A 26,462-nucleotide genomic window follows, 5' to 3' on the forward strand; every position below is an offset into this window, starting at 1 on the left:
CGACACCCGGCTAGAGATTTGGTCTTGTTGGGGAGTCCCCAACCAGACCTGAACCCTCCTTTCCTAAACTGGGGGCGGGGGTCCCGTCGAGCACCGCACGGCCCCCCCGCCCGGCATCAGTTCGCCGCTCTCCTCACCAGTTCCGCGATCCTCGACTCGGCGGCCGGCGTCAGGGCGGTCAGAGCGAAGGCCGTCGGCCACAGGACGTCTTCGTCGAGGTGTGCCTGGTCGCTGAAGCCGAGCGTGGCGTAGCGCGACGTGAACTTCTCGGCGCTCTGGAAGTGGCAGACGACCTTGCCGTTCCTGGCGTACGCGGGCATCCCGTACCAGAGCTTCGGGGCCAGGTCCGGGGCATTCGACGTGACGATGGCGTGGATCCGCTCGGCGAGGACACGATCCGCCTCCGGCATCTCGGCGATCTTCGCCAGCACCTCGCTCACCGCCTCCGCCGCCTTGTCCGCGCGCGAACCGCGCCGAGCCGCCGCCTTCAGCTCCCGCGCGCGCTCCTTCATCGCACCGCGCTCCTCGTCCGTGAACCCGTCGTACTTCTCGTCGGCAGCGGTGGCGGAGGTCTGCGTGCGCTTCATGTCGGGATTCCTCTCCTGCGGGACCTGATGAGGTCCAGGCCAGAAGTCCGCCGCACCCGGGGGCTTCTCCGAAACTGACCGGTCAGCCGTCAGCGCCGTTCACCTTAGGTTGCAGGTCCAAGGGCATCTCCGCAGGCGGCACGTCGGTATACGGTCCGAAGCGCTTGCCCCGTCAGAAGTGGCTCACGTCAACGGAGATTCCGGCCGAACCCGCCGCGCAGGCGCCGCGCGGACAGCAGCCGGAACCGCCCTGACGCGGCTCCCGCTGTCGGCCCGGCGGCAGAGCCGCGGTGCACCCGTCGATCGGGAGTCGACAGGTCACCCAGCGCCGCCCCCGTACGTCGCCCTGTCACTCCACTGCCCCGAGGTGCCCTGTGGCCATGTCTTCTCCTGCCTCGTCCCCGTCGTCCGCACCGCCCGACACCGGCCCCCGGCACATCACGGCCACCATCGTGCTGGCCTGCCTCGGCGTGTTCGTGTCCTACCTGCCGGTCGTCGGTGTCTCCGTCGCGCTGCCGGTCATGCAACAGGCCCTCGACGCCTCCACCGAGGGCCTGCAGTGGATCACCGACGCCTTCATCCTGCCGACCGCGGCCCTGCTCCTGACCTGCGGCATGGTCGGCGACCTGTACGGCCGCAAGAAGACGTACCTCGCCGGGCTCGCGCTGTTCTGCCTCGGCTGCCTGGTCTGCCTGACCGCGGGCAGCGTCGTCCAGGTCTGTGTGGGCCAGGCCCTCACCGGCGTCGGCACCGCCGCGCTGCTGCCCTCCACGCTCGCCCTGATCGGCCACGTCATCCCGGACCCCCGCAAACGCGCCCGCGCGATAGCCCTGTGGACGGCCGCCCTCGGCCTCGGACTGACCCTCGGCCCGGTGGTCAACGGCGTGATCGTGGCGCACACGAGCTGGCGGTGGATCTTCCTGCCCTCGCTCGTCCTCGCCGTGGTCACGGCCGTGCTCGGCGCCGTCGTCCTCACCGACTCCCGTTCGGACCGCGAACGCCACCTGGACCTCCCGGGCCAGCTGCTCGCCGTCGTCGCCATCACCGGCCTGGTCTACGGCGTCATCGAGGGCGGCAGCGCCGGCTGGTCCTCGGCCCAGGTCGTGATCGCCTTCGTGGCCGCCGCCCTCGGCGCGGCCGGCTTCGTCCTCGTGGAACTCCGCTCCGCCTGCCCGATGCTCGACATGCGCCTGTTCAGGTCGCGGGCGTTCTCCGGCGCGGCCCTCGTCATGGCCGTCACCCTGTTCGCCCAGGTCGGCCTGGTCTTCGCGCTCAGCGAGTACTTCGGGCTCGTCCACCACGCCTCGACGCTGGACATCGGCATCCGGCTCATCGCCATCAACGGCTTCACGGTGGTCCTCGGCCCGCTGGTCGGGCGGCTGATGAACCGGGCCACGCCCGGACTGCTCCTGGTCACCGGACTGGTCGTCGGCGGCATCGGCGCGCTGCTCATGAACGCCTTCCAGGCCGGCACCGGCACCGGCGAGGCCGCCCTGGTCATCGGCGTCCTCGGCGTCGGCATCGCGCTCGCCATGGCGCCGATCACCGCCATCGCCATGGACGCCCTGCCGCACCGGCTCGGGGGCACCGCCGCCGCAGCCAACAGCGCGCTGCGCCAGATCGGCAGTGCCCTCGGGCCCGCCGTCTTCGGTGTCATCCTCACCCACCGCACCCTGGCCACCCTGCCCGGCCACCTCGCCTCGTCCGGGCTCAGTCCCGCCGACCAGGGCCAGGTGAGCGGCCTGGTCTCCGGCGTCGGCATCCAGGCGGGCGCCTTCCTGCACCTGAAGACCCCGGCGAGCACGGGCCAGGCGCAGGCCGCCTACGGCGCGAGCTTCACCGACGCCCTGCACACCTGCGCCCTCGTCGGCGGCATCGGGATGCTGGTGGCCGCGGTCGTCGCCGCGGTCCTCATCGGGATCCGTCCGGCGCGCGCCCCGCAGGCGGCACCGGAGGCCGCGGCGCATCCCGCGGGGGCCGCGAGCTGACGTACCGCACGCAGGGGTCGGCCACCGTCCGGTGGCCGACCCCTGCGCCCCCGTCGGAACCCGTCAGCGCGCCAGCAGTTCCAGCGTGTCGATCACCCGGTTCGAGAAGCCCCACTCGTTGTCGTACCAGGCGACCACCTTGACGTGGCGGCCGTCGACGCGGGTCAGGGCGGAGTCGAAGATCGACGAGGCCGGGTTGCCCGTGATGTCCGACGACACCAGCGCGTCCTCCGAGTACTCCAGGACGCCCGCGAGCGGTCCCTCGGCCGCCGCACGGTACGCGGCCAGCACGTCGTCGCGCGTCACCTCACGCGACACGGTGGTGTTCAGCTCGACGATCGAACCCACCGGCACCGGCACCCGGATGGAGTCGCCCGACAGCTTCCCGTCGAGGTTCGGCAGCACCAGACCGATCGCCTTGGCGGCGCCCGTCGTGGTCGGCACGATGTTGACACCGGCGGCACGGGCCCGCCGGGGGTCGCGGTGCGGGCCGTCCTGCAGGTTCTGCTCCTGCGTGTAGGCGTGCACCGTGGTCATGAACCCGTGCTCGATCCCGGCGAGTTCGTCGAGGACGGCGGCCAGCGGCGCGAGCGCGTTGGTCGTGCACGAGGCGTTGGAGACGATCGTGTGCAGCTCCGCGTCGTACGCGTCGGTGTTCACGCCGTACGCCAGCGTCACGTCGGCACCGTCCGACGGCGCGCTGACCAGCACCTTCCGGGCGCCCGCGTCGAGGTGGGCGCGGGCCGCCTTCGCCGAGGTGAAGCGGCCGGTCGACTCCAGCACGATGTCCACGCCGAGCTCGGCCCACGGCAGCTGCGCCGGCTCGCGCTCCGCGAGGACCTTGATGCGGCGGCCGTCGACGACCAGGACGTCCCCGTCGACGCTCACCGGGCGGCCGAGGCGGCCGGCCGTGGAGTCGAAGGCGAGCAGCCGCGCGAGGGCGGCCGGCTCCGTGAGGTCGTTGACGGCGACGACTTCCAGGCTGCTGTCCCGCTCCAGCAGGGCGCGCAGCACGTTGCGTCCGATGCGGCCGAATCCGTTGACGGCGATACGAGTCATAAGTGGTGTCCCTTCGCTACGCCACCAGGTTCGCGGCCCGTCAGCGGCCGGGACAGCGGCGAGAACGCCACGGTTCGAAAGGATCCCGCCAGGTGTCACCCGGGCGGCCCTACTCGCCCTTGGTGAAGGTGCGCCGGTAGTCGCTCGGCGTCGTACCGAGGATCCGCTGGAAGTGCAGCCGCAGGTTCGCCCCGGTGCCCAGGCCGACGTCGGCCGCGATCTGCTCGACGCTGCGCTCGGACCGTTCGAGGAGTTCGCGGGCCAGGTCGATCCGGGCGCGCATCACCCACTGCATCGGCGTGTACCCGGTGTCCTCCACGAACCGCCGCGAGAACGTCCGCGCCGACACCCCCGCGTGCCGGGCCAGCGCGTCGAGGCCGAGCGGCTCGCCGAGCCGGTGCAGCGCCCACTCGCGGGTCGCGGCGAACCGCTCACCGAGCGGCTCGGGCACGCTGCGCGGCACGTACTGCGCCTGGCCGCCGCTGCGGTAGGGCGCCGCCACCAGCCGCCGGGCCGCGTGGTTGGAGGCGGCCACCCCGAGGTCGCCGCGGAGGATGTGCAGGCACAGGTCGATCCCCGAGGCCGCGCCGGCCGACGTCAGCACGCTGCCCTCGTCGACGAAGAGCACGTTCTCGTCCACCTTGACCAGCGGATGCTTCTCGGCGAGGGCGCGCGTGTAGTGCCAGTGCGTGGTGGCGCGCCTGCCGTCGAGCAGCCCGGTCGCGGCGAGCGCGAAGGCCCCCGTCGAGATGGCGGCCAGCCGCGTGCCCCGCCGGTGCGCGCCGAGCAGCGCCTCGACGACGGCCGGCGGCGGGTCCTCCCGGTCCGGGAACCGGTACCCCGGCACGAACACGATCTCCGCCCACTCCAGCGCGTCGAGACCGTCGGCGACGTGGTACGACAGCCCGTCGCCGCCGGTCACCAGACCGGGCGCCGCACCGCACACCCGGACCTCGTACGGCATGCTCGCCCGGGTCGTGAACACCTGCGCCGGGATACCGACGTCCAGGGGTTTCGCCCCTTCCAGCACAAGGACGGCGACGCGATGCAGACGGACGGCAGGCACATCGAACAGGGTACGAGCACCCGGCCCGCGCCCGGTGCGGCCCGCCCGCCGGCCGCGGACGGGTCAGAGCTCCTCCTCCATCCGGATCGCCCGGTGCAGTTCCTCGGCGGCCTCCTCCGGGCGGTCGCCCTCCCGCTGGTCGAGCAGCGCGGCGGCGATGCTGTCGAGCTTGCGCTGGATGGCGTGCTCCGCGCGGCGCTCGGAGTTCTTGAGCAGGGCGAGCAGCAGCAGGTTCACGGAGGTCATGACGTCGCCGACGAGCAGCTGCCAGCTGACTGCGAGACCCGAGAGGTGCACGGCGACGAAGGCGGCGACCAGGGCCAGGCAGAAGCACATGAACGCCAGTGAGCTGGTGAGGTTCGAGGTCGCCTCGGCCAGCCGTTCGAACCAGCCCCGCCCGTTGCGGGAGCGTTCGGCAGGATGCGCCATGGACACAGGACAACTCCCGACGCCCGCGCGGTGCCCTTCACCACGGTTCCGGCCCGGGTACCCGCCACGGCCCCTTTTCATCCGCAGCCGAGCCGCCGAGCCCCCGTCCCCGTCCGCGCGGGCGGGAACCCGTTCGGGTGGATGCCCGCGCCCGGGGACGGCGGGCGGTCGCCGGGGCCCGATGATGGAGCCATGCCTGGAGCGGACGCAGAGGTGCCGGTGCTGATCGTCGGCGGGGGACCTGTCGGGCTCACCGCGCGGGCGCTGCTGGGGCGCTGGGGAGTGCCGACCCTGCTGGTCGAGAAGCACCGGGAACTGTCCCCGTTTCCGCGCTCCCGCCTGGTCAACGTGCGGTCCATGGAGATCTTCCGCCGGCTCGGGGTCGCCGAAAGGATCACGGCGGACGCGTTCGCACCCGAGTACGGCCGGGTGCGCTTCCGGGACACCCTGTGCGCCCCGGACTTCGCCGGGGCCGCGATGGTCGGGGTACGCGCGGCGGTCGCCGAGAGCCCGGTCGTCGGGGTGGTCACCTCGCAGGACCGGCTGGAGCCCACCCTGCTCGCCGCCGCCGGGGGAGAGGTGAGGTTCGGCACCGGACTGGTCGCCCTGGAGGAGGACGCGGAGGGTGTCGTCGCCGTGCTCGCCGACGGCACACGCGGCGCGCGGACCCGCGTCCGGGCCCGGTACGTGGTCGCCGCCGACGGCGCGAACTCCACCGTCCGCGAGCGGCTGGGCATCGCCACCACCGGCCCCGGAGCACTCGGCGACTACACCACCGTTGTGTTCGACGCCGACCTGGCCCCCTGGTGCGCCCACCAGCCCGCCGGGGTCTACTTCACCCCGTTCGGCACCTTCACCCCGCTCTACCCGGAGGGCGGCTGGGCCTGGTTCGGCCCCACGCCCGACGGCGACGGGCGGACCGACTGGTCCGGCCGCGTGTCGCACGCCCTGGGCGCCGGTGCCGGCGTCCGTGCCGACGTGGTGCGGGTCCAGCACTGGTCGATGACCGGCCACGTCGCCGAGAGCCTCCGGCGGGGCCGGGTCCTGCTGGCGGGCGACGCCGCGCACGCGGTCCCGCCGATCGGCGGCCTCGGTATGAACGCCGGCGTCGCGGACGCGCACAACCTGGCCTGGAAACTGGCCGGCGTGCTGCAGGGCTGGGCCGGACCCGCCCTGCTGGACACCTACGAGACCGAGCGCCTGCCGGTGGCCCACGAGACCCTGCGCCAGGCGGTCGCCAACACCCACCTCCTGCTCCAGGTGCAGAACCTGCGCAGGGAGCAGTTGCGCAGCGGCTCCTCCGCACCGGTCGAACTTCCCTGGTCGGAAAGGTACTTCGCACAGCTCGGCCTGGTGCTCGGCACCGTGTACGACTCCGCCGCCGTCTTCGGCGAAGGCGAAGACGGCGGCGACGGAGACGGCGGCGGAGACGGCGCCGGCCGCATCGCAGTCCCCGGCACCGCGTACGTGCCCGCCGCGCGGCCGGGCCACCGGCTGCCGCACCACTGGCTCACCCCGGACCGCTCCACGCTCGACGCGCTCGGCGAGTGGTTCACCGTACTGACCCCGGAACCCGGCCGCTGGCGCCGGCACACCACCGGCCCCTGGCCGCTGCGCGTCGAACCGCTGCCCGGCGACCACGCCTGCCGGTACGGCCTGAGCCCGCACGGCGGTGCCCTGCTCGTCCGCCCCGACGGTCACATCGCCGCCCGCTGGGACGCACCCCCACCGGCCGGCCCGGCCCTGCGCGAGGCCCTGACCGCCGTCACGTCCTGCGCGGCGCGGCGGTGCTCTCCCTGACGACCAGGCGGGCCGGGACCAGATCGGTGCCGGGGCGGGAGTCGTCGCCGGTGCGGATCTGGCGCAGGACGCCCTCCACGCAACGGCGGCCGACCTCGGCGAAGTCCTGGTGGACGGTGGTGAGGGGCGGGATGAAGAAGGCCGCGTCCGGGGTGTCGTCGAAACCGACCACACTGATCTCCGCGGGCACGGACCGGCCCCGTTCGTGGAAGGCGCGCAGCAGGCCCAGGGCCATCTGGTCGTTGGCCGCGAACACGGCGGTGCAGGCCGCTTCCCCGGCGAGCGCGAGCCCCGCCGCGTAACCGGACTCGGCCGACCAGTCGCCGCGCAGGAGCCCCGGATCCGGGCACCCGGCCTCCGCCAGCACCTCCCGCCAGGCCTGGGCACGGCGCTGGGCCGCGTACGAGGACTCGGGACCTGCCACATGCCACACCGTCCGGTGGCCCAGGTCCAGCAGATGCCGTACGGCCCGGCGCGCGCCGTCGGCCTGGTCCGTGTCGACCACGCCGTAGCGGTCCCCGGCATCCGAGTCCACGACCACCACATGGACGCCGGGCGGCAGTTGCACGGTGGCGGTGTCCAGCAGATGGATCTCCATGATGACGATCACGGCGTCCACCGCCAGCTCGCCCATCCGCGTGAAGGCACCCAGCACGTTGTCCTGCGTGGCCACGTCGATGGGGATGAGGGTGATCGCGTAGCCCTCGGCCGCCGCATGCGTGGCGATCGCCTCGACGGTGCGGCTGCTGCCCGTGGAGGAGAGGCTGAACAGAATGACGCCGATGGTGTTGAAGCGGCCGTAACGCAGGGCGCGGGCCGCGCTGTTGGGCCGGTAGCCGAGCTCCCGCATCGCGGCCAGCACCTGCTCCCTGGTGGAACCGACCACCCCGGGATGCCCGTTGGAGACCCGCGAGACCGTCTGCGAGGAGACACCCGCGAGTTCGGCGACGTCCGCCATGGAGACACGCTGCTTGCGGCGTCCGCCGGGCACCCCGGAACCGCCCCGCCGCGCATCGCCCCCCGCCGGTGCGGCCGGCCGCTCCGGCTCGTTCAGGACCATCGCCCCACCCCTCAAATCTCCTTCATGCACGGGAAGTCGGGACCGGGAATCTTGACGGCCCGAGGAGCGGGTGCCACGATTCCGACGCTTTCGAGTTTACGTAAACATCGCCCCGTGACCAGCCCCGGCGGAGATCCCGCGGGCAGGTCGGCGGAGGCGATGTTCACGTGAACATGCCGCGTCGATGTTCACGTGAACATGCGGTCGGGCCCGCGGGCCCCCGCGTCGAGCCGCCGTCTTCCGAAAGGGCACGTTGATGCGCAAGACCTCTGCCAGAACCCGGATCGCCCCCCGTACCCGTGCCGCCCTCGCGGCGGTCGCGATCGCCGCGGTCGGCGCCACGACCCTCACCGGCAGCCCGGCCGCCGCCTCCGCCGCCGCACCGGGCCACGGCACCAGCCAGTTCAGGGGCGTCAACTGGGCCGACCCACGCGACAACTACGCCGACGACCCCGTGGTCCTCTCCGGCCTGTCGCTCTCCGACAGCTACGCCCGGACCTACGCCAAGGCGACCCGGGTGATCGCGGCCTTCCGCGCCAACCTCGGGGCCAACACCGTGCGACTGCCCATCAACCCGTACACGGTGAACGGCTCCTACTGGACGTCGTACCGCGGGGTCATCGACGCGGCCTCCGCGCAGGGCTTCAAGGTGATCGTCTCCTACTGGGAGGGCACCGGCGCCGACAAGGACGGCTTCATCGACGACGAGGCCACCTACTGGCCCATGTGGAACACCGTCGTGACGGCCTACCGGCACGACCCGCACGTCTACTTCGAGCCGATGAACGAGCCGCACGGCTACACCGACGCCCAGTGGGCCGACCTGGCGGCGAAGTGGCTGGCGACCTACCCGGCCGTCCCGCGCGACCGCGTCTTCGTCAGCGGCGCCGGCTACAACGACCACGTCACCACCGTCTGCGCCGACCCGCGCCTGAAGGGCACCTACCTCTCCCTCCACCACTACGGTTTCTGGAAGAGCTACGCCACCTACGACCAGTGGGTGGCCGACCTCAAGGACCGGCTCGGCGACTGCGCGAACCGCACGGTCGCCGACGAGTTCGGCGCCCCCATGACCACGGGCCTCGACTACGACAAGCCCGCTCCCGACGACAACTCCGTCAACTTCATCCAGGCCGACACCGACACCTTCCGCCAGCTCGGCATGGGCTCGGTGTACTGGCCCGGCCTGCGCACCGACGACACGTACTCGATCCAGAAGCTCATCGGCAACGCGTCCCGCCCCTGGCTCGCCACCACCAACCAGTCCGGCGCCGACCGCCTCGCCTGGGCCTGGGGGCGCGGGAGGCCGGTGACCGGCTGACCCTGGCTGTGGGGCGGCTGCCGTGCAGCAGGTGGCTCGGCAGCCCCCCGAAAGGGCCGCACGGTACCCCCGGCCGAAGGCCGGGGGAGGAACTGCGCGACCCGCCACGGCGGCGCCGCAGACGCACGACGGCGGAGCGCTCTGGGCTAGAGGCGGAGCACATACGTGAGTCCCGGTCCACGGGACAGCCGCGTCTCACCGGTCACCGTGAACCCCGTCCGGGCGAGGACAGCCCGTGACGCCGCGTTGCGGACGTCGGCGGCGGCCCGCAAGGTGGTCAGCCCGTAGACGTCGACGGCACGTCGGCACACCTCCCGTACCCCCCACGTGGCCAGCCCCCGCCCGGCGGCCCGCTCCGCGATCCGGTACCCGAGGTCGGCCGCGCCGTCCGCGACGTCCACCAGGTTGACCCGCCCCAGCACCTCGCCCGCCGGGTCGACCAGCACATGGAAGTAGCAGGTCCCGGCCTCCTGCTCGGCCAGCAGCGCCCGGTGCCGTTCGTCGAACCGGGCGAAGTAGTCGTCGCCGCGGTCGGGGATCGACGCAGCGAAATAGGCACGGTTCGCCAGCTCGAAGGCGAGCAGCGCCGGCGCGTGCTCCATGCGGAGCAACTGGAGTTCGGGCATGGCGAGGACGGTAGGCACCCCCACCGTCGGCCCGCCAACGAATTACGGCGTGCGCAGGTCCTTCACCCGGCGGAGTTTGCCGAGCGAGCGCTCCAGCGTCTCCGGGTCGACGACCACGACCTCCACGGAGACCCCGACACCGTCCTTGACGCCCTGGGTGATGGTCCGTACGGCGGCCTCGCGGTCGGCGGGGCCGGCATCCGCCCGCGCCTCCACCCGAACCGTCATGTGGTCCATCCGCCCGCGCCGGCTGATCTGGATCTGGAAGTGCGGCGCCACCCCCGGCGTCCGCAGCACGATCTCCTCCACCTGGCTGGGGAAGACGTTGACGCCCCGGAGGATGATCATGTCGTCGGACCGGCCGGTGATCTTCTCGATCCGGCGGAACCCGGGACGCGCCGTGCCGGGCAGCAGCCGGGTCAGGTCGCGGGTGCGGTACCGGATGATCGGCAGCGCCTCCTTCGTCAGCGAGGTGAAGACCAGTTCGCCGCTCTCGCCCTCCGCCAGCACCTGGTCGGTCAACGGGTCCACGACCTCCGGGTAGAAGTGGTCCTCCCAGACGTGCAGCCCGTCCTTGGTCTCCACGCACTCCTGCGCCACCCCGGGTCCGATGACCTCGGACAGCCCGTAGATGTCGACCGCGTGGATGTCCAGACGCTCCTCGATCTCCCGGCGCATCTCCTCCGTCCACGGTTCCGCGCCGAAGATGCCGACCTGCAGGGAGGTGGAGCGCGGGTCGACGCCCTGGCGCTCGAACTCGTCGAGCAGGGTCAGCATGTAGGAGGGCGTGACCATGATGATCTCGGGCCGGAAGTCCTGGATGATCTGCACCTGGCGCGCGGTCATGCCGCCGGAGGCGGGGATCACCGTGCAGCCGGCGCGCTCGGCGCCGTAGTGGGCGCCCAGGCCGCCGGTGAACAGGCCGTAGCCGTAGGAGACATGGACCTTGTGCCCCGGGCGGCCGCCGGCGGCCCGGATGGAGCGGGCGACGACGTCCGCCCACATGGACAGGTCGTTGTCGGTGTAGCCGACCACGGTGGGGCGGCCGGTGGTGCCGCTGGAGGCGTGCACGCGCCGTACCTCCGACATCGGCACCGCGAACATGCCGAAGGGGTAGGTGTCGCGCAGGTCCGCCTTGGTCGTGAAGGGGAAGCGGGCGAGGTCCGCGAGGGTGTGGCAGTCGTCCGGACCCACACCGGCCGCGTCGAACTTCTTGCGGTACAGCTCCACGTTGTCGTACGCGTGCCGCAGCGTCGTGCGCAGCCTGGTGAGCTGGAGCGCCTCGACCTCCTCGCGGGACATCCGCTCGGCCTCGTCCAGCAGGGCCTCGGGAAGCGGCTCTCCCCGGCGGGTGCCCCTCGGTTCGGGCGCGATCACTTCGCTGCTCATTGCGGCTCCTCATTCTGCGTGCGCAGGGTGCGACTGCGGCCGCGGAACTCCGCGATCACCTCGTCGCCGCGCACGACACTCACGTCGTAGACACCGCTGCGGCCGAACCGGACCCGCTCCCGCGCGGTGGCGACGAGGACGTCGCCCTCGTAGGCGGGTGCGACGAAGTCGATGTCGGCGCCCGCGGCGACCGTCACCGGGCCGTGGCTGTTGCAGGCGCAGGCGAACGCCGTGTCGGCGAGCAGGAACACGTGCCCGCCGTGGGCGATCCGGTGTCCGTTGACCTGCGAGGCGGTCACGGTCATCCGCAGCACGGCCGTCCCCTCGCCGTGCTCCAGCAACTCGATCCCGAGCCGCCTGGAGGCCTCGTCCGCGGCGAACATCGTCTCGACGGGGCCAGGTGTCGTCCCGGGTACCTGGGTCGTCATTTCCACCACCTTGTGAACCGACCGAACATTCGGTTAGCGTGCGGCGTGGTCAAGTAATCCAGCAACACAACCTGCATGTCAAGAGGTGGACCGCAGGCCGCGGACGTGCCCGCGCCCCCCTGTCCGAGACCCCTTCGCCACGGTCCGCCGCGCCGTCCCGCGGCCGCGGCGGACCGTGCCCCCGAAGCCGAGGAGACCGCCCGATGTCCGACGTCTACCTGATCGACGGGGCCCGCACCCCGCAGGGCCGCTACGGCGGCGCGCTCGCTGCCGTACGGCCGGACGATCTCGCCGCCCTCGTCGTCGGCGAGGCCGTCCGGCGCTCCGGTGTCCCCGGCGAAGCCGTGGACGAGGTCGTGCTGGGAGCCGCGAACCAGGCGGGCGAGGACAACCGGGACGTGGCCCGGATGGCGGTCCTGCTCGCCGGGCTGCCGCACACCGTGCCCGGCTACACCGTCAACCGCCTGTGCGCCTCGGGCCTCACGGCCGTCGCCTCGGCCGCCCAGGCGATCCGCGCCGGGGAGGCGGACCTGGTGGTCGCCGGGGGAGTGGAGTCCATGACCCGGGCGCCCTGGGTGATGGAGAAGCCCGGCACCCCCTGGGCCAAGCCCGGGCAGGTGCACGACACCGCCCTGGGCTGGCGCTTCACCAACCCGCGCTTCACCGCCGCCGACCGGGACGTGTCCGCGGACGCCGGACCCGAGGCGGTCAGGGTCACGCTGTCCATGGGGGAGACCGCGGAAGAGGTCGCCGCCCTGGACGGCATCACCCGCGCCGACTCCGACGCCTTCGCCCTGCGCAGCCACCAGCGGGCCGTGGCCGCCCAGGAGGCGGGCCGCTTCGACCGTGAGATCGTGCCCGTCCCGGTCCGGGACGGCGAGGTCACCCGGGACGAGGGCCCCCGCCCCTCCACCACCCTGGAGAAGCTGGGCTCCCTGCGTACCGTCTTCCGCGCGGACGGCATCGTCACGGCGGGCTCCTCCTCACCGCTGTCCGACGGCGCGGCCGCCCTGGTGGTCGCGAGCGCCGAGGCGGTCGAGCGGTACGGCCTCACCCCGCGGGCCCGGATCGTTGCCTCGGCCTCCGCCGGTGTCCAGCCCCACCTCATGGGTCTCGGCCCGGTCCCCGCCACCGGGAAAGCTCTGGCCCGCGCCGGTTGGCAGACCGGTGACCTGGACGCCGTGGAGCTCAACGAGGCCTTCGCCGCCCAGGCACTGGCCGTGATCCGCCGACTCAAGCTCGACGAGGACAAGGTCAACGCCGACGGCGGCGCCATCGCCCTCGGCCATCCGCTCGGCTGCTCAGGCGCCCGCATCCTGCTCACCCTGCTCGGCCGCCTCGAACGCGAGAACGGCCGCCGCGGCCTGGCCACGCTCTGCGTGGGAGTCGGCCAGGGCGTGGCACTCCTGGTGGAGCGGGTGTGACCACGGCTGCGCAGTACGACACCCTCCTGGTCGAGGAGCGCGCCGACCGGGTCGTCGTCACCCTCCACCGGCCCGAGGCCCGCAACGCCATCAGCGGCCGGATGATCAGTGAACTGCACCAGGTCTGCGAGCGGCTGGAGCGGGACCCCAGACTGCTGCTCCTGACCGGCGACGGCGGGGTCTTGGCGGGCGGCGCCGACATCGCCGAGCTGCTGGAGCGCGGCCGGGACCAGGCGCTGCAGGGCATCAACAGCCGCCTCTTCGAGCGGGTCCGGCGGCTGCCGATGCCCACGCTGGCCGCCGTCGAGGGCTGGGCCCTGGGCGGCGGGGCCGAGCTGGCCTACGCCTGCGACCTGCGGATCGCCGGCCCGGGTGCCGTCTTCGGCAATCCCGAGCCCGGCCTCGGCATCCTCGCGGCGGCCGGCGCCTGCCGGCGGCTGCCCGAACTGGTCGGGGAGTCAGTCGGCAAACAGGTCCTGCTCGCCGGACGCACCCTCGACGCACCGGCCGCGCTCGCCGCGGGCCTGGTCATCGACGTCGTCCCGGCGCAAGAGCTGATTGCGGCGGCCCACGCGCTGCTCGACCGGATGGCGCGCTCCTCGGCCACCGCCCTGCGGCTGACGAAGCTCGTCGTCGACTCGCCGGGCGCCCACCCGGTCGCCGACGATCTGGCGCAGGCCGTGCTCTTCGAGGGGGGACCGCATGACGCGCTTCCTGGCGAAGAGCGCTGGCAGGAACGCGTCCGCAAACACGTCGGACAGCCAGGAGCAGGACCCGCAGCAGGACCCGGAGCAGGAGAGGAGCCGCGCATGACATCGGCACCCAGGACCGTCGCGGTCATCGGCGGCGGCCGGATGGGCGCGGGGATCGCCCAGTCCTTCGCCACCGCCGGCTCGGCCGTCACCGTGGTGGAGAGCGGCACGGAAGCCGCGGCCGCCGCACTGGAGCGGATCGGCGGCAGCCTGCGGCGGGCCGCGGAGCGGGGCCACCTGAGGGAGGACGCGGAGCAGGTCGCCGGCCGGGTGGCCGCCGTACCCACGGTGGCGGCGCTGCCCGCGGACACCGAGCTGGTGGTGGAGGCCGTGCCCGAGGATGCGGCGCTCAAGGCCCGCCTCCTGAAGGCCGCCGAGGAAGCCGTGGGCGACACCGCCGTCCTGGCCACCAACACCAGTTCCCTGTCCGTGACCGACCTCGCCGCGGTTCTCCGGCGCCCGGAGCGCTTCCTCGGCATGCACTTCTTCAACCCGGTGCCCGCCTCCGCCCTCGTCGAGATCGTCGTCGCCCCCGGCACCGCCCCGGGCACCGTGGAGTCCGCCCTGGCATGGACCGCGGCGCTGGGCAAGCAGGACGTCGTCGTCAGGGACTCGCCCGGCTTCGCCAGCAGCCGTCTCGGGCTCGCCCTCGGGCTGGAGGCGATCCGGATGGTCGAGGAGGGCGTCGCCGCGCCCCAGGCCATCGACGACGCCATGCGGCTCGGCTACAAGCACCCCATGGGCCCGCTGCGCCTGACCGACCTGGTCGGGCTCGACGTTCGGCTCGCCATCGCCGAGTACCTGCACGCGACGCTCGGTGACCGCTTCGCCCCGCCGCGGCTGCTGCGCGACAAGGTGGCCCGCGGCGAACTCGGACACAAGACGGGTCAGGGCTTCTACACATGGTGACCGCGGCTGCCCGCGGTCCCTCGGCCGGCCCCACGGCAGCCGTGGGGCGCACCGCACTGATCGGCGTATCCCCTTGCCAGACCGGGGAGGGCGCACCTTATGATGAACCGAACGAATGGTCGGTTGGGAGTTGGTGGAGATGACTGAAGCGGCCGGAAGGGACACCGGGCCCGATCTGGAGTCCCACTTCGAGGCGACGATCGCGCGGGACCAGCGGATCGAGCCGCGCGACTGGATGCCGGAGGGCTACCGGAAGACGCTGATCCGGCAGATCGCCCAGCACGCGCACTCGGAGATCATCGGCATGCAGCCGGAGGGCGAGTGGATCACCAGGGCGCCCTCGCTGCGCCGCAAGGCGATCCTGTTCGCCAAGGTCCAGGACGAGGCGGGCCACGGTCTGTACCTGTACTCGGCCGCCGAGACCCTGGGCATCGACCGCGCGGAGCTCACCGAGCGCCTCCTCGAAGGCCGTCAGAAGTACTCGTCGATCTTCAACTACCCGACGCTCAGCTACGCGGACGTCGGTGTCATCGGCTGGTTCGTGGACGGCGCGGCCATCTGCAACCAGGTCCCGCTGTGCCGCAGCTCGTACGGCCCCTACGCGCGCGCGATGGTGCGGATCTGCAAGGAGGAGTCCTTCCACCAGCGGCAGGGCTACGAACTGCTGATGACCATGATGCGCGGCACCGACGCCCAGCGGGAGATGGTGCAGGACGCCGTGGACCGGTGGTGGTGGCCGTCCCTGATGATGTTCGGCCCGCCCGACGACGACTCGCCCAACTCCGCCCAGTCCATGGCCTGGAAGATCAAGCGCCACAGCAACGACGAACTGCGCCGGCGCTTCGTCGACATGACCGTGCCGCAGGCCGCCAGGCTCGGCGTGACCCTGCCCGACCCCGAGCTGCGCTGGAACGAGGAGCGCGGCCACCACGACTTCGGCACCCCCGACTTCTCCGAGCTGAAGGAAGTCATCAGCGGCAACGGCCCGTGCAACGCGGAGCGCATGGAGCGCCGGCGGTCCGCCCACGAGGAAGGTGCCTGGGTGCGTGCGGCCGCCGGTGCCCACGCCGCCAAGCAGGCCGCCCGAGCCCGCGAGGAGGCGGTGGCATGAGCGACACCGGGAACTGGCCCCTGTACGAGATCTTCATCCGCGGCAAGCGTGGCCTCAACCACGTCCACGTCGGCTCGCTGCACGCAGCCGACGACCAGATGGCCCTCACCCACGCCCGCGACCTCTACACCCGCCGAAACGAAGGCGTCAGCATCTGGGCCGTGCGCTCCGAGCACATCGCCGCCTCCACCCGGGACGAGAAGGACCCCTTCTTCGACCCCAGCGCCGACAAGGTCTACCGCCACCCGACCTTCTACGACATCCCCGACGATGTCCCGCACATCTAGGAGCCGGTGATGAGCGACGACCACGTCTACCTGAGCCTGGCCGAAGGGAACGACGACAGCGACGCGCGCTGGGCGTTCGGCACCGGCTTCGAGGACCCGCTGCACGGCGTCGACACCGCCGTGCCCGTGGGCGTCGACGCCGCCGCACTGGCCGCGAGCTGCCTCGCGCTCGGCGACGACGCCCTGGTCCTGGCCCAGCGCCTCGCCGAATGGGTCACCCGAGCTCCCGAGCTGGAGGAGGAGGTGGCGCTGGCCAACATCGGCCTCGACCTGCTGGGCCAGGCCCGGCTGCTCTACTCCCGCGCCGGCCAGACCGACGGCACCGGCCGCACGGAGGACGCCTACGCCTACTTCCGGGACCCCGCCGAGTTCCGCAACGTACGCCTCGCCGAACTCCCCAACGGCGACTTCGCCTTCTCCGTCCTGCGGCTCCTGGTGTTCGCGAGCTGGCGGCTCGCCCACTTCACCGGACTGACCACCGCACCCGACCCGGTGCTCGCGGCGATCGCGGCCAAGGGCGTCAAGGAGCTCACCTACCACCGGCAGTACGCCGCCGAGTGGGTCGTACGCCTCGGCGACGGCACCGAGGAGTCGCACGCCCGGATGCTGACCGCCCTCAAGGCGCAGGCCCCCTACTGGGAGGAGCTGTTCGCCGCCCACGACGTGCGCGACGCGGTACTGGCCGATCTCCACCAGGTCCTCGACGCGGCCGGACTCCCCGTGCCGGCCGTCCCGCCGCTGCCCGGCCAGGGCCGCGAAGGCGAGCACACCGGCCATCTCGCCCCGCTCCTCGCCGAGTTGCAGAGCGTGGCCCGCGCCCACCCGGAGGCGACGTGGTGACCGTCCTGACCGACGCCCGGCGGGCCCGGCACATCGCCGAACAGGTGCCCGACCCGGAACTCCCCATGCTCACCCTCGCCGACCTCGGCGTGCTGCGGGACGTCACCGTCGAGCCGGACGGGACGGTGGTCGCCGAGCTCACGCCGACCTACTCGGGCTGCCCCGCCATGGCCGAGATGCGCGCCGGGGTCGCCGCCCGCCTGCGCGAGGCCGGCTTCGGCCGCGTGCAGATCCGGACGGTCCTCGACCCGCCGTGGACCAGTGACTGGATCACCCCCGAAGGGCGCCGCAAGCTCGCCGACCACGGCATCGCACCGCCCAACACCGCGCCCCGGCGCCTCGCGGGTCCCGTCCCGCTGGACCTGTCGCCGACCCGGCGCACGGTCCCGTGTCCCCGCTGCGGATCGGCCGCCACCGAGGAGACCTCCCGGTTCGCGGCCACCTCCTGCAAGGCGCTGTGGCGCTGCCTCAGCTGCCAGGAGCCGTTCGAGTACGTCAAGGAGATCTGATGGCAGAGCTGACGGCACCGACCGCCGGTGCCCCCGCGACGACAGCACGCCGGCGCCGCCCTGCCTTCCATCCCCTGCGCGTCGCCGCCGTCCAGCCCCTGTGCGAGGACGCGGTGGCGGTCACCTTCGACATCCCCGACGCCCTCGCGGCGGAGTTCGCCTTCGGCCCCGGCCAGTCCCTCACCCTCCGCCGCGAGGTCGACGGACGTGACGAGCGGCGCTCCTACTCGATCTGCTCACCGGCCGGCACCGCGCCCCGCATCGGCGTCCGCGAGGTGCCCGGCGGACTCTTCTCCTCCTGGCTGGTCCACGAGGTGCGCCCGGGCGACACCGTCGAGGTGATGGCCCCCACCGGAGCCTTCACCCCCGACCTCACGGTCCCCGGCCACCACGTGCTCATCGCGGCCGGCTCCGGCATCACCCCCATGATGTCCATCGCCGAGTCGGTCCTCGCCGCCGACGACCGCTCGACGGTGACGCTGTTCTACGGCAACCGCCGCACCGACACCGTGATGTTCGCCGACGAACTCGCCGACCTGAAGGACGAGTACCGCACCCGCTTCCACCTCGCCCACGTCCTCTCCCGCGAACCCCGCGAGGCCGAACTCCTCTCCGGCCGCCTCGACGGCGGCCGCCTCGGCGCGCTCATCGACGGCCTGGTCGACATCGAGGGCGCCGACCACTGGTGGCTGTGCGGCCCGCACGGGATGGTCGTCGACGCGCAGAAGGTGCTCGCCGAACTGGGCGTCCCCGCCGGCCGGGTCCACCAGGAACTCTTCTACGCCGACGAGCCGATCGAGCCCGTCCGCCACGAGGACGCGGTGGCGACCGGCCCGGCAAGCGAGGTCACCGTCACCCTGGACGGCCGCTCCACCACCGCGCGCCTCCCGCGCGAGCGCACCATCCTCGACTCCGCCGCGCGCCTCCGCCCGGACCTCCCCTTCGCCTGCAAGGGAGGCGTCTGCGGAACCTGCCGCGCCCGCATCACGGACGGCGAGGCCGACATGCGCCGCAACTACGCCCTGGAACCCGCCGAGGTGGACGCCGGCTACGTCCTGACCTGTCAGTCCTACCCGGTCTCCGAGTCGCTGACCGTCGACTACGACAGCTGACCGGCCCCGGCGCGGAAATCCGTGGCGCCCCGCTCGGACCGGCCGATAGCCTCCGCCCGAGCGCAGCCGAACGGCTGACCGTGAAGGGAGCCAGGCATGGGGACCGGCCGACTGGGCGTGCTGCTGGACCAGTTCGACGCCACCAGGGAACGGGCCCAGGTGCGGCTGACCGGGCTCGGCGACGAGGAGTACCTGTGGGAGCCGGTGCCCGGTTCCTGGTCGATCCGGCGCCGGAAGGAGGCGGCGACGCCCAGGGCGTACGGCCCCGGTGACTGGGTCCTCGACAAGGGCGCGCCCGACATCCCGGCGAGCGAGTACGCCGAGGTGGCCCGGCAGGTCGCCGCGGGCATGACGGTCGCGAAGATCGCCGACGACTGGAGCGTCAGTGTGCAGCGGGTCGAGGAGATCCTCGCCGACACCGCCCCGCCGGAGCCCGACCGGACCGCGGTCACCACCATCGCCTGGCGGCTGGGGCACCTGCACTCGGGCTTCGCCGCCCGCTGGGAGTGGACCTTCGGCACCCGGCGGCGGGACCCCGCAGAGCTCGTCGACTTCACACCCGTCGCGGCCCTGGCGCTCGAGCGCTTCTGGGCGGACGTGGACCGCTGGCGGGCCGACGTCGCCACCGTGACCGACGAGCAGCTCGACACCGTCGGCTTCTCCCAGTACCCGTCCGGCTCCGATCCCGACGACCCCTTTGTCGACGTAGTGAGCAACACCAACCTCGAACTCATCCACCACATGGCCGAGATCGCCCTGCTCCGCGACCTGTGGCAGGCCCGCTGAGCGCCCGCAAGGGGCGCCGGGGGTCACCCCTGGCCGAAGGCTGGGGGAGGGAACTGCGTGACCGGCCACGACGGCGCCGCAGCCGGCTGACGGCCTGTCGCGGCACCTCCGGCGGAGCTGCTGGTCCCGCGCCGGATCCCGCCGCACCAGCCCCGTCACCTGTTCCACCACCTCGTCGTCCAGGCTGGGCGTGGTCAGCGAAAGGTCGCCCGGGCGCCGGCGCAGGCCGTTCAGGAGGATCTCGATGTAGCGGCGCCATATGTCGGGCCGCCGTCCCTGGGTGAACCGGGCGGCGGCGATGAGCATCTGCTGCATGACGGGGATGTCGGAGGCGGTCACCTCCGTGCGCAGCTGCCCGCTCTCCTGGGCCCGCCGGATCAGCGCCTCCAGGTGGGGAAGCATGCCCCCGCGGGCCGTCTCGAAGGGCTCGGAACGGTGGCTCCCCAGCAGGATCACCTCATGCAGGCCGCGGTTCTCGGCGAGGTCGGCCGTCATCGTCATGAGGAAGTCGACGAGCCCCTGCCAGGGATCGGGGTGGGTGAGGGCCTGTTCCGCGGACTCCTGCCGCATCGCGAGGTCCTGCTCGAACACGGCTCGTACCAGTGCCTCCTTGGTGGGGAAGCGCCGGTACATCGTGCCGACGCCGACCCCGGCGTGCTCGGCCATGTCGTCGAGGGTCACTCCGAGGCCGCGCCGGCCGAAGACCTCCCGCGCCGCGTGCTCGATCCGTTCCCGGTTGCGGGCGGCGTCGCGCCGCAGGGGGCGCTCGCCGTCCTTCGGCGTACTCGCGGGGGGACGCTCGGGCATGGGCACTGGTAGCCCAGTGGATCATGTGCGCCGAGCCCCGCCGTCCCGGTCAGGATCCGCCGCGCTCGCGCGGGATCTTCTGACCGGCCTCGACCGCCACGGGCAGCCGGTTCTCCGCGGGCGGCAGCGGGCAGGTGGCCAGGTCCGTGTAGGCGCACGGCAGGTTCGCCGCGCGGTTGAAGTCCAGGACCACGGTGCCGTCGGCGGCGGGCGGTCCGACGGACAGGGACCGGTTGGCGGCGTAGGTGGTGACCCCCGAGGTCGCGTCGGTGAACAGCACCATCAGCCCGCCCGGACCGTGCCCGGGGAACGCGGTCAGGGACAGCTGCCGCCCCGCCAGCTGGAACTCGATCCGGCCCGGGGCGTCGTAGACGTGCTCGAGGCCCTCCACCGCGGCGCCCACCGTGGTCGGCCGCGGCTCGTCGAAGGGGACGTACCGGCCGGTCACGGCCCAGCGCGGGTCGGGGGCGTAGGCGGGGGTTCCGGTGAAGGCGGTGCGCAGCGGGGCGTCCGGATGCCGGGGGCGCACGATGTCGTTCCCGCCGCGCTTGGCGACCTCGATGACGGCGTCGCCCCAGACCGCGTCGACACCGCCGCGCTCGGGAAGCACGCCGAAGTGGTGCTCGCCCCGGACCGGCGTCCCGTCGACGACCAGTTCCTCGCCGTCGTCCAGGGTGACGACGACCCCGTCCGGACCGGTACGCCAGGCGCCCGGGGCGTCGGGGAAGCGCTGCGGGCGGTCGTCGAGCCAGTGCAGCCCGGTGATGGCCAGGAACCCGTGCGGAGCGGAGATCCGGGCCTCCTGGGCGCGGTGCCAGTCCTGCCAGCTCTCGGTGAAGAGCTGGAGTTCCGTGGTGGTGGCCTCAGTCGTCATGCGTCCGTCCTCTTTCGTCGGGCGAGGCTCTGCAACAGCCGTACCAGTCAGAACGAGGGCTGACGAGGCCGCATTCCGGTCCGCGTGTGACAGCTTCTTGTCAGCTTTGTGTCGTGGGAACCCGGGGCCGGCAGCCGTGCCCCGGACTTGGCCCCGGGGTTCACGACGCGGGCTCCCGGGAGCGCCAGGAGACGGCGGACGGACTGCCGGTCTCCGCCGCCGTCCGGGACGTCAGCGGCCGCAAGGCCACCGGACGAGCCGCGCTCGTCGAGTCGTCCCGGGACGCGATCCTCGCGAAGACCCTCGACGGCTACCGCCATTGACCTCACCGTCGAGGTCAGCGACCACAGCCCGCACCTGCCGCAGCCCCGTGTCGCGGCCGCCGGCCGGCGGCGTCAGCCGTCCGGTCGCTGCTCCCACGGAGCCCCGGGCCGGTCGGCTCGACCCAGTTCGCGCCCGGTGATCATCTCGGATTCGATCCGGACGAACACCGCGTCCCGTTTCGGCATCCATGAGCGGGGACCGGCCTGCGACAGCCGTGCGTGCTCCCCGGGATCACTCACCACGGCAGCGCGTCCGGTGACGACCACGCTCCAGCCGGACCGGTTCTCCGCGTCGAACTCGTCCGCCTCGAAGGCGACCACCACACCTCCGATCGCGCGGACCAGGTCCGAACCCGCGGCAGTGCACAGCAACACCGAGGCATCCGCGTCCAAGGAGAAGTTGACGGGGAGGACCGCCGGCAGCGCCTGCTCGGTGTAGACCACGCGACCGACCGGCACCTTGGCCAGCAGGCGCAGGCACTCCTGGCGGTCGAGTGTACGAAAGCCGTCGTTCCGGAGCATTGGCCCATACTCCCGCCGGCGAGTGCGCGGCCGTAGGGCCGACAGGCCCTTTCTCGGGCCGGCCCGTGGGGACTCATGGACCTACGCGGACGCCGGGTGGTCTCGGTGGGGAGCGCCGCCGGCCAGGTCGCGCGCGGCGCCCTCCAGGCCGGCCAGCGACACGGTGTTGCGGATGCCGGCCACGACGTCCTCGCCGCGTTCCGCGGCCGCCGTCCCGACCAGTCCTCCAGATCAGGGCCGATCGGCCCCCACGTCGCCCCGGACAGCCCATGGGACAGGGCCCCGCCGCGCCGGATGCTCATAGTGCCGACCGGTCTGGAGGAGAACCGCGATGACCGACTTCCTGCTCGAACGGTCCCCCGCCCACGCATTGCTCGCGGACGGGACCACCGTGTGCATCCGGCCCGTGGCTCCTGGCGACCACGACCAGCTGAAGGCGTTCTACGACGAGATGTCCGCGGAGAACCTCCGCCTGAGGTTCTTCTCGGTGAGCCGGCGCTCGGCCGCGATGGCCGCCGACCGGGCATGCGCCCCGGCCCGCCCCGGCTACCGGGCGCTGCTGGCCGAGACGCGGGGCCGGGTGCTCGGCCTCGCCGAGTACGACACCGCAGGGGGCGGCAAGGACTCGGCGGAGATCTCCATCGCCGTGGCCGACGGACTGCACCACCGCGGGGTCGGCACCCTCCTCGTCGAGCACCTGGTCTCGGTGGCCCGCGCCGACGGCATCACCGTCTTCACGGCCGACGCGCTCAGCGAGAACGGCGAGGTGCTGCGGCTCTTCGCCGACCTCGGCCTGCGTACCTCCCGCCGCTTCGAGGGCGTGGAGACGCGCTGCACCATCCACCTGGACGAGGACGATGCCTATCTCTCCGCCGTCGAGTCGCGGGGCCGCGCCGCGGACGTGGCGAGCCTGCGGCCGCTGCTGTGCCCGGAGGCGGTCGCCGTCGTCGGCGCCGGCCGCACACCGGGCTCGGTCGGCCGGGCGATCCTCCACCACATCCACACCGGCGGCTACACCGGTCGCCTCTTCGCCGTGAACCCCAGCGTGACCTCGGTCCTCGGAGTGTCCTGCTACCCGTCCGTCAGCGCCCTGCCCAGGACCCCGGACCTGGTGGTCGTGGCGGTGCCGGCGGCGGCGGTGCCGGTCACCGCGGAGGAGTGCGGCAAGGCCGGCGTCCGCGCCCTCCTGGTCGTCACCTCGGGCCTCGGCCCCGACCAGGCCCAGGCACTCCGTTCCGCCTGCCACACCTACGGCATGCGCCTGGTCGGCCCCAACTGCCTCGGCATCTCGCATCCCGACCCCGGGCTGCGCCTCGACGCCACCTTCGCCGACGGCCACCCCCGCCCCGGGAGCGCCGGCGTCGCCGTCCAGTCCGGAGGTATCGGCATCGCCCTGCTGGACGGCCTGTCCCGGCTCGGCATCGGCGTGTCCTCCTTCGTCTCGCTCGGCGACAAGTACGACGTCAGCGGCAACGACATGCTCCAGTGGTGGGAGACCGACGGCCGTACCGACCTCGCCCTGCTGCACCTGGAGTCGTTCGGCAACCCGCGCGCGTTCTCCCGTACCGCCCGCCGGGTGGCCCGCCGGATGCCGGTGCTGACCGTGGACGCCGGCCGGTCCACGGCCGGACGCCGGGCCGCCGCCTCGCACACCGCGGCCGCCGCCACCCCCACCATGACCCGCAGGGCCCTGTTCACCCAGGCCGGCATCACCGCCACCCGCTCGGTCGGCGAACTCCTCGAAGCGGCCGCGCTGCTCCACTCCCAGACACTGCCGGAAGGCAGGCGCGTCGCCATCGTCACCAACGCGGGCGGCGCCGGAGTCCTGGCCGCCGACGCCTGCGCCGAGGCGGGACTCGCCCTGCCGCCGTTCACGCCGGTGATGACCGACGAACTGCTCGCCGTGCTGCCCGAAGGGGCCGCCATCGGCAACCCGGTCGACGCCACCGCCGCCGTGACCGAGGAACAGCTCACGGAGTGCGTCGACGCGCTCATGGAGTACCCGGGCATCGACGCCGTCCTGGTGGCCCTGGTCCCGACCGCCCTCGCCACCGCGACCGGCGACCACCTGATCCGTGCCCTCACCGGGGCGCCCGGCCGCAGGCCCAAGCCCGTCCTCGCCGTCTGCCTGGAGCAGGACCTGCCGGTGAAGCTGGTGCCGGCCGCCGACGAGGGCGGCACCGTCCCGTCCTACGCCGAACCGCAGGCGGCCGCACGGGCGTTGGCCCACGCGGCCGACCGCGCGGCCTGGCTGGGCCGCCCGGCCGGCACGGTGCCGGCCCTCGACGACGTCGACACCGAGCACGCCCACACCATCGCGGACGCCTATCTTGCCGCGCGCCCGGACGGCGGCTGGCTCGACCCGCGTACGTGTGCCGACCTGCTCGCCTGCTACGGCATCCCGCAGATCCCCTGGGCCTGGGCGGAGACCGAGGACGACGCCGTGCGCGCCGCCGAGCGGCTGAGCGGCGCCGACGGACGGGTGGTCATGAAGGCCCAGTGGCTGGGCCTGGTCCACAAGAGCGAGGAGCGGGCGGTCCACCTCGACCTGCGCGGCGAGCCGCAGGTCCGTGCCGCCTTCCGGGACCTGAAGACCCGCTTCAACCACCTGATGACCGGCGTGGTCGTGCAGTCGCTCGCCCGGCGCGGCATCGAGCTCTTCGCCGGTGTCGTGCAGGACGAGGTGTTCGGCCCGCTCGTGCTGTTCGGGCTCGGCGGCACGGCCACCGAGATCCTCGCCGACCATGCCGCACGCCTTGCGCCCCTCACCGACCACGACGTGCACGACCTGATCACGTCCCCGCGCTGCGCACCCCTGCTCCTCGGCACCCGCGGCAACGGGCCCGTCGACCTCGAAGCCCTGGAGCAACTGCTCCAGCGGCTGTCCCGGATGGCCGCGGACCTGCCGCAGCTGGCCGAGGCCGACTTCAACCCCGTCCTGGCCACACCGGACGGCGTCACCGTGCTCGACGCCCGGGTACGCCTGCTGCCGCGCCGGCCTCAGGACCCGTATCTGCGCCGGCTTCGCTGAGGACCGCGGAGGGAACCGAGATGAGGGCGGGGACTTCCGGGACTTCGACGCCGTGCGGGCCTGGGCGTCCGGGAGCGCCGCGGAGCTGAAGAACTGACCGGGTTCGCCGGGCGGGTCTCACCGGTTCGTCCCGGTGAGGCCCGCCCCGGCACGACCGGCGTGGACCGGCGGGCCCCTCCCCGACGGTCGCCTACTCCTCCGCCGGCGTGATGCGGCGGCCCGTGAGGCTCCTGGGCCGGATCGACACCCACATCGCGCGCTCGTCGCCCGCCCACGGAGTGGTGTGAGCGCGTTCCACGAGTCCGCGGACCACTTCAGGCCTGGTCACGACGTTCGCGTGCCCGACGGCGAGGACGCTCCAGCCCTGGCTCAGCGCCTCGTCCACGTGGTCGACCTCGAAGGCGACGTCCTCGTCCACGGTCAGGGCGGTGACGGAGCCGGGGGCGGTCCGGAAGACGATGGCGCCGTCGATGACGTCGTAATTGACGGGGACGACCGCCGGCCGGCCGTCCGGCGTCGACAGCGTGACGCGTCCCACCCCGTGCGTGGCGAGCAGGGCCCGGCATTCCTCCGGGCCGAGTTCCAGAAGCCGGGGGTGGAACAGGGCGTGCCCCTGCCCGGGCGGGAGGCCGACACCGCCGCCGTACAGCGCGTCGACGCTGGTGCCCAGCGCGTCCGCCAGCCTGATGAGGGTCGCGAGGGACGGAGCCGCGGGCTGCTCCTCCAGGTAGGCGAGGTACGCGGGGGCCATCCGGGCGCGGGCGGCCGTCTCCTCCCGGCTGAGCCCCAGCCGCAGCCGCGCCGCGGCCACCCGCCGGCCGATGTCTCCGGGATTGGCCGCCTTGGGTGGCGGAGACACGGTCCCGGTCTTCACCGCATCCGACTCCGGCCGTCCGCGGTCGAGGTGGTGGACGTGTGCGTCAGGGCCGGGAAAGAGGAGTGTGACCTGGTCCGAATCCGACCAGCGCACGTCGTAGGGGGGCGTGCCGTCCTCGTGGTGGAGGCCGACGATCTCCCCGTCGCGCCGGGTGGCGCCGGTCGCCGGGCTTTCGATGACGAGCTGGTCGCCGAGGTGAGCTCGCATGGTCGCCGCCTTCCCCTCAGGATCCCACGCCCTGGATGTCCCGTTCGGCGATGCGCAGAAGCTGCTGGGACAGGTCGTTCATGGCCCTGCCGGCCGCCAGTTCGTCGCCGATCTCCGGCACGTTGCTGTCCGTCGGGCGGCAGTGCGCGGTCCCGTGGGCGGTGAGTGACGTGGTTCCGGTGTCCAGCACCACGCGCGCCTTGGTCGTTCCGTCGTCTTCCTCGAAGAGGTGGAGGTTCACCTTCCACTGCGCCGTGTGCATAGCTTTCCTCCTCAGGTCCGCAAGGACGGAGCCCGCCCTGTTCGTGCAGTTAGTTAAGTTCGTTCTGTTCGTTCAC

25 protein-coding genes and 2 pseudogenes are annotated in these 26,462 nt (G+C 72.9%); 14 read left to right on the forward strand and 13 right to left on the reverse strand.

The window, feature by feature from the left end; translation table 11 throughout:
• Positions 1 to 116 precede the first annotated feature (116 nt).
• Complete coding sequence (locus ACZ63F_RS05560; RefSeq protein ID WP_469708946.1) at positions 117 to 587, reverse strand: iron chaperone; 471 nt, start codon at positions 585 to 587, stop codon at positions 117 to 119.
• Between the two features lie 380 nt (positions 588 to 967).
• On the opposite strand from ACZ63F_RS05560, the gene ACZ63F_RS05565 reads away from it, so the two are divergent.
• Entirely contained in the window at positions 968 to 2,575 is a 1,608-nt protein-coding gene (locus ACZ63F_RS05565; RefSeq protein ID WP_469708948.1) for an MFS transporter, read from the forward strand.
• 63 nt (positions 2,576 to 2,638) lie between these two features.
• On the opposite strand, the gene gap is transcribed toward ACZ63F_RS05565, so the two are convergent.
• The 3 genes from gap to ACZ63F_RS05580 all read right to left on the reverse strand — a co-directional run bounded on the left by gap (position 2,639) and on the right by ACZ63F_RS05580 (position 5,129).
• A complete protein-coding gene (gene gap / locus ACZ63F_RS05570) occupies positions 2,639 to 3,634 on the reverse strand; it encodes a type I glyceraldehyde-3-phosphate dehydrogenase (protein WP_469708949.1) in 996 nt (331 codons plus the stop codon).
• Positions 3,635 to 3,743: 109 nt separating this feature from the next.
• A complete protein-coding gene (locus tag ACZ63F_RS05575) occupies positions 3,744 to 4,700 on the reverse strand; it encodes a GlxA family transcriptional regulator (protein WP_352357503.1) in 957 nt (318 codons plus the stop codon).
• A gap of 63 nt (positions 4,701 to 4,763) precedes the next feature.
• Positions 4,764 to 5,129 (reverse strand): low affinity iron permease family protein, encoded by a 366-nt coding sequence (locus ACZ63F_RS05580; protein WP_469708951.1) that lies wholly within the window; start codon positions 5,127 to 5,129, stop codon positions 4,764 to 4,766.
• A 192-nt stretch (positions 5,130 to 5,321) separates the two neighbouring features.
• Between ACZ63F_RS05580 and ACZ63F_RS05585 the strand changes: the two genes are divergently transcribed.
• Positions 5,322 to 6,929: an FAD-dependent monooxygenase gene (locus tag ACZ63F_RS05585; protein WP_469708954.1), complete on the forward strand. Its 1,608-nt coding sequence runs from the start codon at positions 5,322 to 5,324 to the stop codon at positions 6,927 to 6,929.
• Here ACZ63F_RS05585 and ACZ63F_RS05590 read toward each other — a convergent pair.
• Entirely contained in the window at positions 6,895 to 7,989 is a 1,095-nt protein-coding gene (locus ACZ63F_RS05590) for a LacI family DNA-binding transcriptional regulator (protein WP_469708955.1), read from the reverse strand. The genes ACZ63F_RS05585 and ACZ63F_RS05590 overlap by 35 nt on opposite strands.
• Positions 7,990 to 8,245: 256 nt before the next feature.
• On the opposite strand from ACZ63F_RS05590, the gene ACZ63F_RS05595 reads away from it, so the two are divergent.
• On the forward strand, positions 8,246 to 9,310 hold the full coding sequence (locus ACZ63F_RS05595) for a glycoside hydrolase family 5 protein (RefSeq protein WP_469708957.1): 1,065 nt from the start codon (positions 8,246 to 8,248) through the stop codon (positions 9,308 to 9,310).
• Between the two features lie 146 nt (positions 9,311 to 9,456).
• Here ACZ63F_RS05595 and ACZ63F_RS05600 read toward each other — a convergent pair whose 3' ends face one another.
• The 3 genes from ACZ63F_RS05600 to paaI are packed head-to-tail and all read right to left on the reverse strand — an operon-like array spanning position 9,457 to position 11,753.
• On the reverse strand, positions 9,457 to 9,936 hold the full coding sequence (locus ACZ63F_RS05600; RefSeq protein WP_469708960.1) for a GNAT family N-acetyltransferase: 480 nt from the start codon (positions 9,934 to 9,936) through the stop codon (positions 9,457 to 9,459).
• Between the two features lie 42 nt (positions 9,937 to 9,978).
• On the reverse strand, positions 9,979 to 11,325 hold the full coding sequence (gene paaK / locus ACZ63F_RS05605) for a phenylacetate--CoA ligase PaaK (protein ID WP_469708962.1): 1,347 nt from the start codon (positions 11,323 to 11,325) through the stop codon (positions 9,979 to 9,981).
• Positions 11,322 to 11,753 carry a hydroxyphenylacetyl-CoA thioesterase PaaI gene (gene paaI, locus ACZ63F_RS05610; protein WP_217555826.1) on the reverse strand — a complete coding sequence of 144 codons (432 nt, stop codon included), beginning with the start codon at positions 11,751 to 11,753 and terminating at the stop codon, positions 11,322 to 11,324. Before paaI ends, paaK begins: the two co-directional genes overlap by 4 nt.
• Positions 11,754 to 11,956: 203 nt before the next feature.
• Between paaI and ACZ63F_RS05615 the strand changes: the two genes are divergently transcribed.
• The 9 genes and pseudogenes from ACZ63F_RS05615 (at position 11,957) to ACZ63F_RS05655 (ending at position 19,483) form a co-directional block, all read left to right on the forward strand.
• On the forward strand, positions 11,957 to 13,177 hold the full coding sequence (locus tag ACZ63F_RS05615) for a thiolase family protein (protein WP_469708964.1): 1,221 nt from the start codon (positions 11,957 to 11,959) through the stop codon (positions 13,175 to 13,177).
• A pseudogene (locus ACZ63F_RS05620) lies at positions 13,174 to 13,990 on the forward strand (enoyl-CoA hydratase/isomerase family protein). Before ACZ63F_RS05615 ends, ACZ63F_RS05620 begins: the two are co-directional and overlap by 4 nt.
• A complete protein-coding gene (locus ACZ63F_RS05625) occupies positions 13,987 to 14,838 on the forward strand; it encodes a 3-hydroxyacyl-CoA dehydrogenase family protein (RefSeq protein WP_469708966.1) in 852 nt (283 codons plus the stop codon). The pseudogene ACZ63F_RS05620 and the gene ACZ63F_RS05625 overlap by 4 nt, the downstream one beginning before the upstream one ends.
• Positions 14,839 to 14,977: 139 nt before the next feature.
• Positions 14,978 to 15,949, forward strand: a complete 972-nt coding sequence (paaA, locus tag ACZ63F_RS05630) for a 1,2-phenylacetyl-CoA epoxidase subunit PaaA (protein WP_469708967.1) — start codon at positions 14,978 to 14,980, stop codon at positions 15,947 to 15,949.
• Positions 15,946 to 16,236: a 1,2-phenylacetyl-CoA epoxidase subunit PaaB gene (gene paaB, locus ACZ63F_RS05635; protein ID WP_093507257.1), complete on the forward strand. Its 291-nt coding sequence runs from the start codon at positions 15,946 to 15,948 to the stop codon at positions 16,234 to 16,236. The genes paaA and paaB overlap by 4 nt, the downstream gene beginning before the upstream one ends.
• Before the next feature lie 9 nt (positions 16,237 to 16,245).
• Positions 16,246 to 17,076, forward strand: a complete 831-nt coding sequence (gene paaC / locus ACZ63F_RS05640; RefSeq protein WP_469708970.1) for a 1,2-phenylacetyl-CoA epoxidase subunit PaaC — start codon at positions 16,246 to 16,248, stop codon at positions 17,074 to 17,076.
• Complete coding sequence (paaD, locus tag ACZ63F_RS05645) at positions 17,070 to 17,585, forward strand: 1,2-phenylacetyl-CoA epoxidase subunit PaaD (protein WP_352092239.1); 516 nt, start codon at positions 17,070 to 17,072, stop codon at positions 17,583 to 17,585. The genes paaC and paaD overlap by 7 nt, the downstream gene beginning before the upstream one ends.
• Entirely contained in the window at positions 17,585 to 18,697 is a 1,113-nt protein-coding gene (paaE, locus tag ACZ63F_RS05650) for a 1,2-phenylacetyl-CoA epoxidase subunit PaaE (RefSeq protein ID WP_469708972.1), read from the forward strand. The genes paaD and paaE overlap by 1 nt, the downstream gene beginning before the upstream one ends.
• A 96-nt stretch (positions 18,698 to 18,793) precedes the next feature.
• The gene (locus ACZ63F_RS05655; protein WP_469708974.1) at positions 18,794 to 19,483 is read left to right on the forward strand and encodes a DinB family protein; all 690 of its coding nucleotides are present in this window, start codon (positions 18,794 to 18,796) and stop codon (positions 19,481 to 19,483) included.
• A gap of 279 nt (positions 19,484 to 19,762) precedes the next feature.
• On the opposite strand, the pseudogene ACZ63F_RS05660 reads toward ACZ63F_RS05655, so the two are convergent.
• Both ACZ63F_RS05660 and ACZ63F_RS05665 read right to left on the reverse strand, forming a co-directional pair.
• Positions 19,763 to 20,290 (reverse strand): annotated as a pseudogene (locus ACZ63F_RS05660) (TetR/AcrR family transcriptional regulator); the annotation flags it as partial.
• Positions 20,291 to 20,339: 49 nt separating this feature from the next.
• Complete coding sequence (locus tag ACZ63F_RS05665) at positions 20,340 to 21,164, reverse strand: DUF1684 domain-containing protein (RefSeq protein WP_469708976.1); 825 nt, start codon at positions 21,162 to 21,164, stop codon at positions 20,340 to 20,342.
• Between the two features lie 113 nt (positions 21,165 to 21,277).
• Here ACZ63F_RS05665 and ACZ63F_RS05670 point away from each other — a divergent pair, with 113 nt between their 5' ends.
• Positions 21,278 to 21,487 (forward strand): hypothetical protein, encoded by a 210-nt coding sequence (locus tag ACZ63F_RS05670; protein ID WP_469708977.1) that lies wholly within the window; start codon positions 21,278 to 21,280, stop codon positions 21,485 to 21,487.
• A gap of 72 nt (positions 21,488 to 21,559) precedes the next feature.
• Here ACZ63F_RS05670 and ACZ63F_RS05675 read toward each other — a convergent pair whose 3' ends face one another.
• Positions 21,560 to 22,009, reverse strand: a complete 450-nt coding sequence (locus ACZ63F_RS05675; RefSeq protein ID WP_469708979.1) for a pyridoxamine 5'-phosphate oxidase family protein — start codon at positions 22,007 to 22,009, stop codon at positions 21,560 to 21,562.
• 331 nt (positions 22,010 to 22,340) lie between these two features.
• Here ACZ63F_RS05675 and ACZ63F_RS05680 point away from each other — a divergent pair, with 331 nt between their 5' ends.
• On the forward strand, positions 22,341 to 25,040 hold the full coding sequence (locus ACZ63F_RS05680; RefSeq protein ID WP_469708981.1) for a bifunctional acetate--CoA ligase family protein/GNAT family N-acetyltransferase: 2,700 nt from the start codon (positions 22,341 to 22,343) through the stop codon (positions 25,038 to 25,040).
• Positions 25,041 to 25,230: 190 nt separating this feature from the next.
• On the opposite strand, the gene ACZ63F_RS05685 is transcribed toward ACZ63F_RS05680, so the two are convergent.
• Both ACZ63F_RS05685 and ACZ63F_RS05690 read right to left on the reverse strand, forming a co-directional pair.
• A complete protein-coding gene (locus tag ACZ63F_RS05685; RefSeq protein ID WP_469708983.1) occupies positions 25,231 to 26,124 on the reverse strand; it encodes a DUF1918 domain-containing protein in 894 nt (297 codons plus the stop codon).
• Between the two features lie 16 nt (positions 26,125 to 26,140).
• Positions 26,141 to 26,386 (reverse strand): DUF1876 domain-containing protein, encoded by a 246-nt coding sequence (locus ACZ63F_RS05690; RefSeq protein ID WP_469708985.1) that lies wholly within the window; start codon positions 26,384 to 26,386, stop codon positions 26,141 to 26,143.
• Positions 26,387 to 26,462 lie beyond the last annotated feature (76 nt).

This window comes from Streptomyces sp. NPDC104761, assembly GCF_055583445.1.

Bases quoted from the DNA above. Each gene is read 5' to 3' on its own strand.
- ACZ63F_RS05560 (WP_469708946.1), bottom strand. From the start codon at position 587: ATGAAGCGCACGCAGACCTCCGCCACCGCTGCCGACGAGAAGTACGAC.
- ACZ63F_RS05565 (WP_469708948.1), top strand. From the start codon at position 968: ATGTCTTCTCCTGCCTCGTCCCCGTCGTCCGCACCGCCCGACACCGGC.
- gap (WP_469708949.1), bottom strand. From the start codon at position 3,634: ATGACTCGTATCGCCGTCAACGGATTCGGCCGCATCGGACGCAACGTG.
- ACZ63F_RS05580 (WP_469708951.1), bottom strand. From the start codon at position 5,129: ATGGCGCATCCTGCCGAACGCTCCCGCAACGGGCGGGGCTGGTTCGAA.
- ACZ63F_RS05585 (WP_469708954.1), top strand. From the start codon at position 5,322: ATGCCTGGAGCGGACGCAGAGGTGCCGGTGCTGATCGTCGGCGGGGGA.
- ACZ63F_RS05590 (WP_469708955.1), bottom strand. From the start codon at position 7,989: ATGGTCCTGAACGAGCCGGAGCGGCCGGCCGCACCGGCGGGGGGCGAT.
- ACZ63F_RS05595 (WP_469708957.1), top strand. From the start codon at position 8,246: ATGCGCAAGACCTCTGCCAGAACCCGGATCGCCCCCCGTACCCGTGCC.
- ACZ63F_RS05600 (WP_469708960.1), bottom strand. From the start codon at position 9,936: ATGCCCGAACTCCAGTTGCTCCGCATGGAGCACGCGCCGGCGCTGCTC.
- paaK (WP_469708962.1), bottom strand. From the start codon at position 11,325: ATGAGCAGCGAAGTGATCGCGCCCGAACCGAGGGGCACCCGCCGGGGA.
- paaI (WP_217555826.1), bottom strand. From the start codon at position 11,753: ATGACGACCCAGGTACCCGGGACGACACCTGGCCCCGTCGAGACGATG.
- ACZ63F_RS05615 (WP_469708964.1), top strand. From the start codon at position 11,957: ATGTCCGACGTCTACCTGATCGACGGGGCCCGCACCCCGCAGGGCCGC.
- ACZ63F_RS05625 (WP_469708966.1), top strand. From the start codon at position 13,987: ATGACATCGGCACCCAGGACCGTCGCGGTCATCGGCGGCGGCCGGATG.
- paaA (WP_469708967.1), top strand. From the start codon at position 14,978: ATGACTGAAGCGGCCGGAAGGGACACCGGGCCCGATCTGGAGTCCCAC.
- paaB (WP_093507257.1), top strand. From the start codon at position 15,946: ATGAGCGACACCGGGAACTGGCCCCTGTACGAGATCTTCATCCGCGGC.
- paaC (WP_469708970.1), top strand. From the start codon at position 16,246: ATGAGCGACGACCACGTCTACCTGAGCCTGGCCGAAGGGAACGACGAC.
- paaE (WP_469708972.1), top strand. From the start codon at position 17,585: ATGGCAGAGCTGACGGCACCGACCGCCGGTGCCCCCGCGACGACAGCA.
- ACZ63F_RS05655 (WP_469708974.1), top strand. From the start codon at position 18,794: ATGGGGACCGGCCGACTGGGCGTGCTGCTGGACCAGTTCGACGCCACC.
- ACZ63F_RS05665 (WP_469708976.1), bottom strand. From the start codon at position 21,164: ATGACGACTGAGGCCACCACCACGGAACTCCAGCTCTTCACCGAGAGC.
- ACZ63F_RS05675 (WP_469708979.1), bottom strand. From the start codon at position 22,009: ATGCTCCGGAACGACGGCTTTCGTACACTCGACCGCCAGGAGTGCCTG.
- ACZ63F_RS05680 (WP_469708981.1), top strand. From the start codon at position 22,341: ATGACCGACTTCCTGCTCGAACGGTCCCCCGCCCACGCATTGCTCGCG.
- ACZ63F_RS05685 (WP_469708983.1), bottom strand. From the start codon at position 26,124: ATGCGAGCTCACCTCGGCGACCAGCTCGTCATCGAAAGCCCGGCGACC.
- ACZ63F_RS05690 (WP_469708985.1), bottom strand. From the start codon at position 26,386: ATGCACACGGCGCAGTGGAAGGTGAACCTCCACCTCTTCGAGGAAGAC.